Below are 11,558 nucleotides of genomic sequence, written 5' to 3' on the forward strand. Positions count from 1 at the left end.
CACCCGCGCCGCCACCGCCGCCACTGCGGCGGCCACCGCACCCGGCGCCGTCGCGCCCGCGCCGACCTGCACGGCCGACGGCGGCCCGGCCGGACGCCCGTCGGTCGGCCTCGTGCTGTCCGGCGGCGGCGCACGCGGCTATGCGCACCTCGGGGTGCTGAAGGTGCTGGAAGAGAATCGCATTCCCATCGACTGCATCGCGGGTACCAGCATGGGCGCCGTGGTCGGCGGGCTGTATGCGAGCGGGATGGCCGCCGACGAGATGCAGAAGCAGCTGTCGGAAGTGAACCTCGCGGATATCGCGTTCGACGTGACCGATCGCGCGGACCTCCCGCAAAGCAGCCGCGAGGACCAACGCCTGTACGTCAACGGGCTCACGCTCGGCTTCGGCAAGAAAGGCGTGAAGGCGCCGGTCGGCCTCGTGCAGGGCAACCGGCTGCAGGCGCTGCTCGCGAACTGGACGGCCGCCGTGCCGACCAACCAGCCGTTCGACCGGTTGCCGATTCCGTACCGCGCGGTTGCGACCGATCTGCAGACCGGCCAGATGGTCGTGCTGGATCGCGGCTCGCTGCCGCTCGCGATCCGCGCGAGCATGGCGATGCCCGGCCTGTTCGCACCGGCCGAGATCAACGGGCGCGCGCTCGTCGACGGCGGCCTCGTCAGCAACCTGCCCGTCGACACCGCGCGGCAGATGGGCGCGAACGTCGTGATCGCCGTCGACATCGGCTCGCAGCTGCGCCCGCTCGACGCGCTCGCGTCGCCGGCCGACGTGATGCAGCAGATGGTCGGCATCCTGATCCGCCAGAACGTGACGTCGCAGCGCAAGCAGCTCGACGCGCAGGACATCCTGCTCACGCCCGACCTCGGCCCGCTCGCCTTCACCGATTTCCAGAACGCGACGCAGGCGATCGCCGCCGGCGCGGCCGCCGCGACCGCGGCGCTGCCGCGGCTCAGGCACCTCGCGCTCACGCCGGAGCAGTACGCCGTGTACCGGGCCGCGCATGCGCAGCCGCTGCCGCCGCCGATCCGCATCACGCGCATCGACATCAAGACGGCCGGCGGCGTGCCGAAGCGCGTCGTCGCCGACGCGCTGCACGTGAAGCCCGGCGATACCTATGATCCGGCGACCGTCAGCCAGGACCTGCTCGGGCTGACGACCGGCGGCAATTTCGAGAGCGTGACGCAGCAGATCGTGAGCCACGGCGACGACAACGTGCTCGAGATCGACGCGCGCGAGAAATACTGGGGGCCGAATTTCCTGCTGTTCGGCGTCGGGATGTCGAGCAGCTCGACCGACGAAGGCGGCTTCCGCCTGCACGTCGGCTACCGGCGGCCGTGGCTCACCGAATCGGGCCTCGAGTTCCGCGCGGACACGACGATCGGCAGCGACCTGCAGTCCGCGCGCGTCGAGTTGCGCCAGCCGTTGTCGTCGACGTACGGCTACTACCTGTCGCCGTACGCCGAATATCAGCGCCGCTACGCGAACCTGTACGACGACAGCGGCGACGTGAAACTGAACCAGTACCTGATGCAGACGGCGCGCGCCGGGATCGACTTCGGCCTGCCGCTCGCCCGGCTCGGCGACTTCCGGATCGGCCTCGGCTACGCGACCGGCCACGGCTCGCCGAACTACAACCTGCCGTCCGCCGGCGCCGAAGACGGCGGCTCGACGCTGCTGTGGCCGAGCTTCACGTCGCAGGCGCTGACCGCCCGCGCGCGGCTCGTCATCGATCAGCTCGACGATCCGATGTTCCCGCGCCGCGGGTATTACACGGAGTTTCGCGTCGAGCGTTCGCTGCTGTCGCACAACAGCGAGTCGGCCATGCTGTTCGGCGGCGACGACAGGCCGTACACCGAGCTGTACGGCAAGGCGATGATCGCGCAGAAGTTCGGAGCGCACAGCATCAGCGCGACGATCGAGGGCGGCAAGAGCATCGGCGGCACCAACCTGATCAACGCGTTCAACTTCACGCTCGGCGGCTTCCAGCATCTGTCCGCCTATGCGGCCGACCAGCTGAACGGCAACGCGCTCGCGTACGGCAACGTCACCTACATGAACCAGCTGATGACGTTCAATGCGTCGCCGGTCAAGGCGCTGTCGATCGGCGCCAGCGCGGAACTCGGCAACGTGTGGTCGAGCGGCGAACAGATCGGCGGCGGCACGCTCAAGCAGAGCTATACGTTCTTCACGAGCCTGTCGACCGCGTTCGGCCCCGTGTACATGGGCGTCGCGCTCGCGCCGGGCGGGCGGCGCAACATCTACCTGCAGCTCGGCCGCACGTATTGAGCGATCGCGGATGCCGCCGCGGGCTGGTCACGCGTGCGGCGTATCGCTAGATCGGCCAGCTGATTTCGAACCGCGCGCCGCAGAGTTCGACCGGATCGACGACCGCGATCCGGCCGTTGTGCGCATGAAGCACCTGCCGCGTGATCGCGAGGCCGAGCCCGTAGCCGCCGGTGCGGCGATCCAGGCGCACGAATGCGTCGAAGATTCGCTCGCGTTCGCTCTCCGGCACGCCGGGGCCGTCGTCCTCGACGAAAATCGCGATGTTGCCGTGAACGATCGAGATCCCGACCACGATCCGCGACGCCGCATACTTGCTCGCGTTGCGCAGCAGGTTACGCATCGCGTACGACATCAGCCGCCGGTCCATCTTCACGCGCAGGTCGGACTCGAGCGCGATGCGCGACTCGATCGCGCGCTCCGGATACAGCAGTTGCGCGTCGTTGACCTGGTGCTCGAACCATGCGACGGGTGCGGTCATTTCGAGGTTCGACTGCAGCGAGCTGTACTCGAGACGCGCATACGTGAGGCTCATGTCGATCAGCTCTTCGAGCTCGGTCACGTCCTGCGCGATGCTTTCCAGCGCACCGTGGTATTCGGCCGCGGAGCCCGGCTCGCGCAGCATTTCGAGTGCGAAGCGCACGCGCGCGAGCGGCGTGCGCAGCTCGTGCGAAATCCCGTTGGTCAAATCGCGCTGCGCGGCGATCAGGCGTTCCATGCGCATCGCGAGTGCATTGAGCGTGCGAGCGAGCGGCCCGATGATCACGCTGTGCGATTCCCGCGCGCGCGTGTTGAAGCGCCCGCCCGTGAAGTCGATCGCGCGCTCGCGCACCATCACGAGATCCGACCACACCGGCCGCATCCACCGATACGCGGCCAGCGCCGGCGCGGTGAACACGAACGCGAGCACGATCCAGATGTCGCCCGGCAGCGCGTCGAATGCATGCCATACGACCTCCGGCGACAACACGACGCACAGCGCGAGCGCCGGCACGAGCGCGGTCAGCAGCACGAGGCTCAGCAGATGCAGGTAGGTGCGCACGTACAGGCGCGACCAGCTCGGAATGCGGTCGGCGCGCGTGTCCGTCCACGCGCGACGGAAATGCAGCCAGCGCCATTTCACATAGCGCAGCGTCGGGAGCGGCGGTGCATCGGGGTGCGAACGGGTGCGTCGGATCATCGCGGCTTCCGAATAGGGCTATTGGGCAACGCGGGCGCAGCGGCTGACGGCGCAGCACGCGGGCGGCGTCATTCCCACGCGTGCTTGCTGAACTGGTAACCCTTGCTGCGGATCGTCTTGATCCGCTGCGGGTTGCTCGCATCGTCGCGCAGCTTGCGGCGCAGCTTCGAGATGCGGCCGTCGATCGTGCGGTCGAGGCCGTCGAATTCGACTCCGCGCAGTTGCAGCATCAGATCGTCGCGGCTGACGACTTCGCCCGCATGGCAGACCAGCACCCACAGCAGGTCGAACTCGGCCGACGTGAGATCCGGCGATTCGCCGCCGGGCAGCACGACCGAGCGGTCGGTGCGGTCGATCGAGAACTGGCCGAACGTGTAGCGCTCCGGCTGCGGCGCCGCGCCCTCCGCCGCGCGGGCCGGCGCGCGGCGCAGCTGCGCCTTGATCCGCGCGAGCAGGATGCGCGGCTCGACCGGCTTGTGTACGTAGTCGTCCGCGCCGAATTCGAGGCCGAGCAGCTCGTCGAACGGCTCGTCGCGGGCCGTCACCATGATGATCACGCCGTCGTACTGCTTGCGCGCCTCGCGGCAGATCTCGAAGCCGTCCTTGCCCGGCAGGTTCACGTCGAGAATGACGAGATCCGGGCGCGTGGACAGGATCGCCGGCACGGCGGCGTCGCCATGCAGCACAGTGTCGACTTCATAGTCGTGCTTGCGCAGGTAGCCGGCGATCAGCGTGGACAGGCGGGTGTCGTCTTCGACGAGCAGGATGCGAAAAGACATGGGCAACGATCTGATCATACGGGGAGACCGCGGCGGCGGCGCCCTGCGCCGGCTGCCGGCCATCGGCCGAAACGTACCGCATGATACTGCGCCCGCCGCTCGCCTGTTCGGAGATCTGAAAAAATAAGGGCGCGATTTCTGCCGTGCTCCGCCGCGCTTGACGAATCCGCGCCGAAACGGTTCCATACGGGCTCCCTGAAATCCGGGCCGCGCGCCCACCCTGCCTCACGTGATGAACTACCAGCCGATCCTCGAACGCATCCACACCGAACTCGCCCCCTGGATCGGCCAGGGCCGCGTCGCCGACTACATTCCCGAACTCGCGAAAGTGCCCGCCGACAAGTTCGGCATGGCCGTCGTGACGCTCGACGGAAACGTTTACACGGTCGGCGATGCACACGAGCGCTTCTCGATCCAGAGCATCTCGAAGCTGTTCGCGTGCACGCTCGCGTTCCAGATGCTCGGCGACGCGCTGTGGGAGCGGGTCGGCCGCGAGCCGTCCGGCAACGCGTTCAACTCGCTGGTGCAGCTCGAAAGCGAGCGCGGCAAGCCGCGCAACCCGTTCATCAACGCCGGCGCGCTGGTGGTCACCGACGTGCTGTGCCGCCGGTTCGTGAGAGCCGAGACCGCGCTCGTCGAGTTCGTGCGGCGGCTGATCGGCGCGGTCGATATCGACTACGATTCGCGCGTCGCGCTGTCGGAGCTTCAGCACGCGGAACGCAACCGTGCGATGGCGCATTTCATGGCGAGCTTCGGCAACATGCAGATGCCGCCCGATACGGTGGTCGATGCGTACTGCCGGCAGTGCGCGATCACGATGAACTGCGTCGAGCTCGCGCAGGCCGCACTGTTTCTCGCGAACGGTGGTGTCGCGCCGGTTACCGGCGAGCGGATCGTGGACGCGAGTTCGGCGAAGCGGCTGTCGGCGCTGATGCTGACCTGCGGCACTTATGATGCGGCGGGCGACTTCGTTTATCGCGTGGGCCTGCCTGCCAAGAGCGGCGTCGGCGGCGGGATTGTCGCGGTGCTGCCGGGGGAAATGGCCGTGTGCGTGTGGGCGCCGGGGCTTGATGCGAACGGGAACTCGCTGGCGGGGACGTTGGCACTGGAATGGTTGACGACTTATACGGAGCGGTCGATTTTTTGAGGCGGCGGAGTTGGGCGCGAGTCGTCTGGCGCAGCGGTGGCCAATTCGTCTCGGGCGCGCTCAATCGGGAAATTCGGCCATCGGCGGAAACGCTCATGACGAAACGATCCGCCTTCCCGTTAGCGGACGATCAAAAACAACGATCCGGATCGATCGTTCGAGACGCGTCGACCATTGGGCTTAAATTTCCACAACGGCACATTGCTCGATGGTGGCGCTTCCGCCGGCCATCAACCGCGCAACCTTCGCGTCCTCGATATCGAGCATCACCTTGATGATGCTCGGAGACGCAGGTTGCATCATCCGCCCCTGCTCGATGAGCATGTCGGGATCCCTGGCATCCATGCGCTCATAAATGAAGCATGCCAATGGGCCGGCGGCCGTTCCAGTCGCGGATTCCTCCGCAATGCCAAATCGTGGTGCGAACATGATGTATAAACCGGCGAGCGCTGCTCCATCAGGACGCATCCGCGGTCAACCAGAATAGTCCTGCATCCGTCGACCGTTTCCTTCGTTACTTTCCCGTCACCTACCCGACCGAGCTGCCGGAGAAGTGAAAAGGTCGCAATCGTCGCATGTCCGCAATGGGCTATCTGCCGAGTCGGCGTGAAAAATTCCAGCTTGATTGTCGCGACATTCGATTTCGACACGAACGCCGTTTCAGACAAACCCACTTTCCGCGCGACCTCAAGCTTTTGTTCCGTGTCGAGCGTATCCGCGTCAATCACTACGCCAGCCGGATTACCGCCGATCTCGCCATCCGTCAGCGAATTCACGATGTGCACATCTACCTTCGTTGCCTGTCCCGCTCCAGATATCATCGCTACGTAATACTATTGAAGTTCGTGCCTGATGGACGGCAAGATACATCGACGCGAGCTATTCGACCACTTTTCCGTTCTATCCGGGGCCATCAAATCAGCCATGAAAACCATCACGCAGGAATTCGCACAAGCGTTCAGCCAGGAATGGATCGACGCATGGAATTCGCACGACCTCGATCGCATTCTCTCTCACTACGCCGACGGGTTCGAGATGTCGTCCCCGCTGATTACACAGATCATGGGTGGGCCCAGTGGAACGCTTCAGGGCAAGGACAGCGTGAGAGCCTATTGGGAAAAGGCGCTGAAAATGGTCCCCGACCTCCGCTTCGAAAGCATAGCGACGCTGATTGGAGCAGGCAGTATCGTCATTCACTATCGAGGCGCCAATGGACGGCTCGCTGCGGAAGTATTTCTCTTTGGGCCTGACAACCTGGTCCAGAAGGCGTTCGCCAATTACGCTTCCTGAGCGCGTTGCTGCGCTACTCACTCTGCCGGCGAGCGCCTTCCAGCACACTCGCGCGCGAATGGTCGACGACGTACCCGCAGCGGTCGATTTTCTGAAAACACCGAAGTGACTCATGGGAGAGCATCAGTCATGCAACCGGAACACGCTTCAGGTTTCGCAACGAACGACCACACCGGCGCGGATGGCCGCACACCCGCGCCGCTTCCACCGATCGTGCCAGCCCAAACCGCACTGATCGTGATGCACTACCAGACCGACATCCTCGGCCTCTTCCCGTCAGTCGCGCCCACACTGCTCGCCAACACACGCAAGCTGTGCGACGCGGCGCGCGCCGCCGGTATCCACGTCTGTTTCGCGAATCTCCACTTCAGCCCCGGCTATCCGGAAGTCAGCCCGCGCAACAAGAACGGTCAAGGGATCAAGCAGCTCGGCCTGTTCGTCGACGACGGCCCGTGTCCTGAACTCGGGCGCCTCGACGGCGAGCCGCTGATCGCCGCGCATCGCGCCAGCGTGTTTTACCGCACCGATCTGCAGCCGCGGCTCATTGCGCAGGGCATCGACACGCTGATCCTGGTCGGGATCGCATCGACCGGCGTCGTGCTGTCGTCGGTTGCGCACGCAAGCGATGCGGATTTCCGGCTTTATACGGTGAAGGACTGCTGCTACGACCCGGACGAGGTCGTGCACGAGCATCTATTCGCCACCGCGTTCGAGACACGCACGATAGTGCTGTCGCTCGCGGACGCACTGCGGCTGCTCGCGTAGCCGCATCACACTCACGCTGCGCCGGCCGGCGCACCGCGCATCACTTCGCGATATACACGCCCGACGTCGGGCACGTCCCCTGCGTATTGGCGTCGGCCATGAGCGACGCCGCGCTCGGAAATTGCGCGGTCTTGTTCGTCTTCACCGCGATCCATGCCGCTCACGCCCCGCTGCCGAGCTGCGTACACGCGTGCGCAGCCGACTCGGCGCGTTCGAGCGCGAGGATCTGCCACACGCCGATGCTCACGCTGTGGCGCGCCGCCGTCGACGTATCGGCCAGGAACGCCTCGACGCGTGGCGCCGCATCCGGCGCCACGTGATTATTTCATCGACGCGGCTTCCGATTCACCCGGCGACAACGCCGCACTGTCCTGCTCGCGCCACGCACGGCGCGACGCCATGATCGCCGTCACGGCCGAGCGCGCGACCTTCCACCACGCGAATGGCCGCGGATCGGCCAGCATGCTGAGCGCGCGCGCATAGTCGAGCGTGAGCCCGGGCGTCCATGCCATCGTCACCGCGCGCTTGCGGATCTGCGCGGCGACCCACAGCTCGGGCGTGAGCAGCAGCCGCACGAACGCGCCCCACCCGGCCCGCGCGCCCTTGAGCCGCCACACCGCGCCGTCGAGCGCGGCTTCGAGCGCGTTCGACACGGAGCTCGAGCAGTTCCGGTGCGTGAGGTTGTACGTCTTCGTCTGCCGATACGACGACCAGAAGGCGTCGAGCTTCGCCGGATCGTAGTTGCGGATCCGCACGCGCACGGTCGACGGGCACCACGCGTTCGACTCGGTCGCGTAGTCGGGCTGGAACAGGCCCGGCACGTCGTTTTCGCGCGTCGCGCGCAGGATCCGCGTGAACTCGTCGGGAGAACGATCGATTTCGACGGCCGGATACAGGCTGATGTAGATGCCCTCGGGCGACTCCAGCGCCGCATGGCCGGTCGAGATCACGCCGTTGACGTCCACCGCCGCGATGTAGCGGTCGATCACCGGATAGCGCTGCGCTTCGGCCTTCGACGTGCCGGTCGGCGTCCACACGTGCACGATGAGCGCACGCTCGTGATCGGCCGGCGGGCCGTCCCATTCGGATTGCGTGAAGCGCGGAACGTCGGGTGCTGCGTCGATGTCGGGCACGATCGCCGGCGCAGGCGACGTGACGAACGCCGGGTTGCGCGTGAGCCGCCGCACGCGCGCGGCAAGGCTCAGCATGTGCATCCCGCCGAACATCAGCAGCAGTCCGAGACAATACGGCACGGTGCCCGCATAGTGAGTCGGATACGGCTGGTAGAAGAAGATCGCGAGCAGGATCTCGACGACGCCCCATGCGAACGCGACGTTCCAGCGCCGGTAACGCACCATCCATGCCGACGTGCATTGCAGCAACCCGTCGACCAGGAACAGCGTGCCGAAGATCATCGAAAGCAGGAAGTGGCCGTGATGTTGCCCCGCGAACACGAGCGCGGCCGCCACCACGACGACGATCCCCTTCACGTAGCGCAGGATGCGCTGCCCGCCCACGCCGCTGCCGGCCACCGCGAGCGTCGCGAGCCCTTCGATCAGGAACAGCCACGCGAACAGCTCGATTGGAAAATGGAGCGCGCCGTCGAGCGCGTCGACGAAGATGCCCACGCCCGCGCCAACCCACAGCCAGCCCAGCACGGTCAGCCCGCGCCAGCGCGTTCGCAGATATTCGATGCCCAGCAGCAGCAAGACCAGTCGTACCATCGCGCCCTCGCATTTTTTTGGGATACGCGCTGGTCACGCGTTCCGTGTCTTGTCTCCCGCGCATCGTACGGCGCAGAAATCGGAAGGCGGCAATGCTCGCCGGCGTCATGCGTCGCATGATCGACCGCGGCCGGCGCGCGCCGCTCTGGCCGAATAATAAGATATGGAGGAGCCGGTTGAAAGGCTGCCGAACACAACGCCGACGTGCCCCGATCGTCCACGCACACGGCCGAATTCGCGGTTCGCACCACGCGCCGTTCGCTGCCGCAGCAGATTTCCCGTTCGACAACGCGCGCCGGATACGCGAGAATCGCCGCTCCGAGGGCGAAAGCCGCTTCAAACCGCAAAGACGGGACAACAAGAAATGCGTACATCGATCACGCGCCGGCGCCTGCTGGCCGCCGGCATGGCTGCGGCCTGCCTCCCGCTGTCCGGCTGCTTCACGCCGAAGCTGTACAAGGACACCCACTACCAGGAACAGGTATCCGGGTTCATGATCACCGAAGACGGCAAGAAGCTCGTCGTCCTCGGCACGGGTTACCACTACATTTTCGATCTGCCGGCGTCACTGCGGCCCGTGCTGACGTCCGGCTACCGGAAGGCGCTGCACACCGCGTTCACCGGTTTTCACGCGAGCGGCAACAGCGTGACCGGCCACTACCGGATCGTGTTGCCGAAGGAAGCATCGGCGGACGACCAGCAGGCCGCGACCGCCGACGGCTTCACCGCTGCGCAAGCCGGTCTCGTGCTTGAAGGCGACATCAGCGGCAAGCGCTACTCGACCGACGGCTTCGCCGCCAGGGGCAAGGTCAACGACCAGACGGCGCAGGCGTTCAATCAGCGCTACGTCGTGTACATCACCGAATCGCCATCCGCCGTCGGCATGGGCGTGCGGATTCTCGCGACGCCGGTTACGGTCGCGGCCGACGGCGTGCTCGTCCTGGGCGGCATCGTGCTCGTGCCGATCGCGTTCGTCGCAATCCAGGCGAGCGGCGGCCTGCGGATCATGTAACGGCCACCGGCGACGGTCGCCCGCCATGCCCGCACTCGCACCACGCACGCCAGCCGGAGCATCGCCATGACGCCGTCGCCGCTTCACACCCCGCCGCTCGGCCCGCAGCTGAAGCGCTGGCGCACGCTGCACCGCGTGAAGCAAAGCCATGCGGCCGAACTGTTCGGCGTCGCGCAATCGACGATCTCGCGCTGGGAAGCCGGTATCCAGCAGATGTCGCCCGACGAGCGCGCGACCGCCGAGCGGCTGCTTGCCGCGCGGCTCGATTCCGCGGGCGACCAGGCGCTCGCGCGGCTCATCGCGGGCAGCACGGCGCGCGTGCACCTCGTGTGCGACCTCACGCACCGGCTGCTCGCGTGCTCGCCGGCGCGCGCGGCCGAGTTCTCGCAGCCGCTGCCGATGCTGCTCGGCACGTCGCTGTGGCGCTATGCGTCGCCGGAGATCGTCCGCATGGAGGCCGCGCTCGAACCGCTCGGCTGGCACGATCGCGCCGGGCCGCCGAGCGTCGAATTCGCGACCGGCGCCAATGCGTCGCGCGTCGTGCCGATCCGCGGCAGCACCTGCCGGTGGACGCGCATGATGCTGTCGGACGGTTCCGCCGCGCGGCTCGTCGAGACGCTGTAACGCACACGCCAGCCGGGGCGGTTGGCACGCGGTACTCGGCACGCGGCACGCATATTTCATGCGTGGACGGATCGCGTCGGCACGGCGTACGCTTGGCGGCTCCGTTCAAGCAATCCTCCGGCCATGATCCTCGACACCCTCCACGCGCGGCTCGATTTCCTGCGCGAAGCCGAACGCCTGAAAGACGTGCTGCGCAGCGGCCACACGTCGTCGGGCCGGCCCGAAAGCACGGCCGAACACAGCTGGCGGCTGTGCCTGATGGCGCTCGTGTTCGCCGACGCACTGCCGAACGTCGACACGCTGAAACTGCTGAAGCTGTGCGTCGTGCACGACCTCGGTGAAGCGCTGCACGGCGACATCCCTGCGATCGAGCAAGCTGCGCATCCGGACAAGAGCACGCAGGAACGCGACGACCTGCTGACGCTGACGGCCGGCCTCGATCGCGCGCTGCGCGACGAGATCGTCGCGCTGTGGGACGAATACGAGGCGGCCGTGTCGCGGGAAGCGCGTGCCGCGAAGGCGCTCGACAAGCTCGAGACGATCCTGCAGCACAACCAGGGCAGCAACCCGCCCGACTTCGACTACGCGTTCAATCTCGGCTACGGCCGGCGCTACACCGACGCCGCGCCGCTGTTCGCCGCGATCCGCACGATCGTCGATGCGGACACCCAACGCAGGATCGACGCACGTAACGACGGCGCGTAAGCTCGCGCGGATGACGCGGAAGATTTATGACGATCGCGTCTTCTTCGA

The 11,558-nt window shown here is 66.5% G+C and carries 13 protein-coding genes and 2 pseudogenes; 8 read left to right on the forward strand and 7 right to left on the reverse strand.

From position 1 onward, the window contains the following. The coding region (locus O1Q03_RS27105) for a patatin-like phospholipase family protein (protein WP_269507115.1) at positions 1–2,287 on the forward strand (2,287 nt) is incomplete at its 5' end. Between the two features lie 46 nt (positions 2,288–2,333). Here O1Q03_RS27105 and O1Q03_RS27110 read toward each other — a convergent pair. Next, the gene (locus O1Q03_RS27110) at positions 2,334–3,464 is read right to left on the reverse strand and encodes an ATP-binding protein (protein WP_269507116.1); all 1,131 of its coding nucleotides are present in this window, start codon (positions 3,462–3,464) and stop codon (positions 2,334–2,336) included. A gap of 68 nt (positions 3,465–3,532) precedes the next feature. Continuing rightward, positions 3,533–4,243, reverse strand: a complete 711-nt coding sequence (locus tag O1Q03_RS27115) for a response regulator (protein ID WP_269507117.1) — start codon at positions 4,241–4,243, stop codon at positions 3,533–3,535. On the opposite strand from O1Q03_RS27115, the gene O1Q03_RS27120 reads away from it, so the two are divergent. Together O1Q03_RS27120 and O1Q03_RS27125 are read left to right on the forward strand one after the other, a co-directional pair. Next, entirely contained in the window at positions 4,242–4,370 is a 129-nt protein-coding gene (locus tag O1Q03_RS27120) for a hypothetical protein (RefSeq protein WP_269507118.1), read from the forward strand. The two genes, O1Q03_RS27115 and O1Q03_RS27120, sit on opposite strands and share 2 nt — an antisense overlap. 105 nt (positions 4,371–4,475) lie before the next feature. Next, positions 4,476–5,390, forward strand: coding sequence for a glutaminase (locus O1Q03_RS27125; protein WP_269507119.1), 915 nt, complete (start codon positions 4,476–4,478; stop codon positions 5,388–5,390). A 180-nt stretch (positions 5,391–5,570) separates the two neighbouring features. On the opposite strand, the gene O1Q03_RS27130 is transcribed toward O1Q03_RS27125, so the two are convergent. After that, entirely contained in the window at positions 5,571–5,819 is a 249-nt protein-coding gene (locus O1Q03_RS27130) for a PhzF family phenazine biosynthesis protein (RefSeq protein ID WP_269507120.1), read from the reverse strand. Positions 5,820–5,872: 53 nt separating this feature from the next. Then, positions 5,873–6,211, reverse strand: a pseudogene (locus tag O1Q03_RS27135) (PhzF family phenazine biosynthesis protein); the annotation flags it as partial. A 103-nt stretch (positions 6,212–6,314) separates the two neighbouring features. Here O1Q03_RS27135 and O1Q03_RS27140 point away from each other — a divergent pair. Both O1Q03_RS27140 and O1Q03_RS27145 read left to right on the forward strand, forming a co-directional pair. Further along, complete coding sequence (locus O1Q03_RS27140; RefSeq protein WP_269507121.1) at positions 6,315–6,680, forward strand: nuclear transport factor 2 family protein; 366 nt, start codon at positions 6,315–6,317, stop codon at positions 6,678–6,680. Between the two features lie 129 nt (positions 6,681–6,809). Then, complete coding sequence (locus O1Q03_RS27145; RefSeq protein ID WP_269507122.1) at positions 6,810–7,445, forward strand: isochorismatase family cysteine hydrolase; 636 nt, start codon at positions 6,810–6,812, stop codon at positions 7,443–7,445. Between the two features lie 40 nt (positions 7,446–7,485). Here the strand turns inward: O1Q03_RS27145 and O1Q03_RS27150 are convergent. From O1Q03_RS27150 to O1Q03_RS27160, 3 genes and pseudogenes are all read right to left on the reverse strand, one after another. Next, positions 7,486–7,602 (reverse strand): annotated as a pseudogene (locus tag O1Q03_RS27150) (ribonuclease T2); the annotation flags it as partial. Positions 7,603–7,605: 3 nt separating this feature from the next. After that, positions 7,606–7,761, reverse strand: a complete 156-nt coding sequence (locus O1Q03_RS27155) for a hypothetical protein (protein WP_269507123.1) — start codon at positions 7,759–7,761, stop codon at positions 7,606–7,608. A 4-nt stretch (positions 7,762–7,765) separates the two neighbouring features. Continuing rightward, a complete protein-coding gene (locus O1Q03_RS27160; protein WP_269507124.1) occupies positions 7,766–9,169 on the reverse strand; it encodes an HdeD family acid-resistance protein in 1,404 nt (467 codons plus the stop codon). 364 nt (positions 9,170–9,533) lie between these two features. On the opposite strand from O1Q03_RS27160, the gene O1Q03_RS27165 reads away from it, so the two are divergent. The 3 genes from O1Q03_RS27165 (at position 9,534) to O1Q03_RS27175 (ending at position 11,510) form a co-directional block, all read left to right on the forward strand. Beyond that, the gene (locus O1Q03_RS27165) at positions 9,534–10,181 is read left to right on the forward strand and encodes a hypothetical protein (RefSeq protein WP_269507125.1); all 648 of its coding nucleotides are present in this window, start codon (positions 9,534–9,536) and stop codon (positions 10,179–10,181) included. Positions 10,182–10,247: 66 nt separating this feature from the next. Beyond that, a complete protein-coding gene (locus tag O1Q03_RS27170) occupies positions 10,248–10,805 on the forward strand; it encodes a helix-turn-helix domain-containing protein (protein ID WP_269507126.1) in 558 nt (185 codons plus the stop codon). A gap of 123 nt (positions 10,806–10,928) precedes the next feature. Then, positions 10,929–11,510, forward strand: coding sequence for an HD domain-containing protein (locus tag O1Q03_RS27175; RefSeq protein ID WP_269507127.1), 582 nt, complete (start codon positions 10,929–10,931; stop codon positions 11,508–11,510). Positions 11,511–11,558 lie beyond the last annotated feature (48 nt).

It is taken from the genome of Burkholderia sp. IMCC1007 (assembly GCF_027257875.1).
In the GTDB taxonomy this organism is placed as follows: Bacteria; Pseudomonadota; Gammaproteobacteria; order Burkholderiales; family Burkholderiaceae; genus Burkholderia.

Excerpts from the sequence above, each read along its gene's own strand:
- O1Q03_RS27110 (WP_269507116.1), bottom strand. The coding sequence starts at position 3,464 with ATGATCCGACGCACCCGTTCGCACCCCGATGCACCGCCGCTCCCGACG.
- O1Q03_RS27120 (WP_269507118.1), top strand. The coding sequence starts at position 4,242 with ATGGGCAACGATCTGATCATACGGGGAGACCGCGGCGGCGGCGCCCTG.
- O1Q03_RS27115 (WP_269507117.1), bottom strand. The coding sequence starts at position 4,243 with ATGTCTTTTCGCATCCTGCTCGTCGAAGACGACACCCGCCTGTCCACG.
- O1Q03_RS27125 (WP_269507119.1), top strand. The coding sequence starts at position 4,476 with ATGAACTACCAGCCGATCCTCGAACGCATCCACACCGAACTCGCCCCC.
- O1Q03_RS27130 (WP_269507120.1), bottom strand. The coding sequence starts at position 5,819 with ATGTTCGCACCACGATTTGGCATTGCGGAGGAATCCGCGACTGGAACG.
- O1Q03_RS27140 (WP_269507121.1), top strand. The coding sequence starts at position 6,315 with ATGAAAACCATCACGCAGGAATTCGCACAAGCGTTCAGCCAGGAATGG.
- O1Q03_RS27145 (WP_269507122.1), top strand. The coding sequence starts at position 6,810 with ATGCAACCGGAACACGCTTCAGGTTTCGCAACGAACGACCACACCGGC.
- O1Q03_RS27160 (WP_269507124.1), bottom strand. The coding sequence starts at position 9,169 with ATGGTACGACTGGTCTTGCTGCTGCTGGGCATCGAATATCTGCGAACG.
- O1Q03_RS27165 (WP_269507125.1), top strand. The coding sequence starts at position 9,534 with ATGCGTACATCGATCACGCGCCGGCGCCTGCTGGCCGCCGGCATGGCT.
- O1Q03_RS27170 (WP_269507126.1), top strand. The coding sequence starts at position 10,248 with ATGACGCCGTCGCCGCTTCACACCCCGCCGCTCGGCCCGCAGCTGAAG.
- O1Q03_RS27175 (WP_269507127.1), top strand. The coding sequence starts at position 10,929 with ATGATCCTCGACACCCTCCACGCGCGGCTCGATTTCCTGCGCGAAGCC.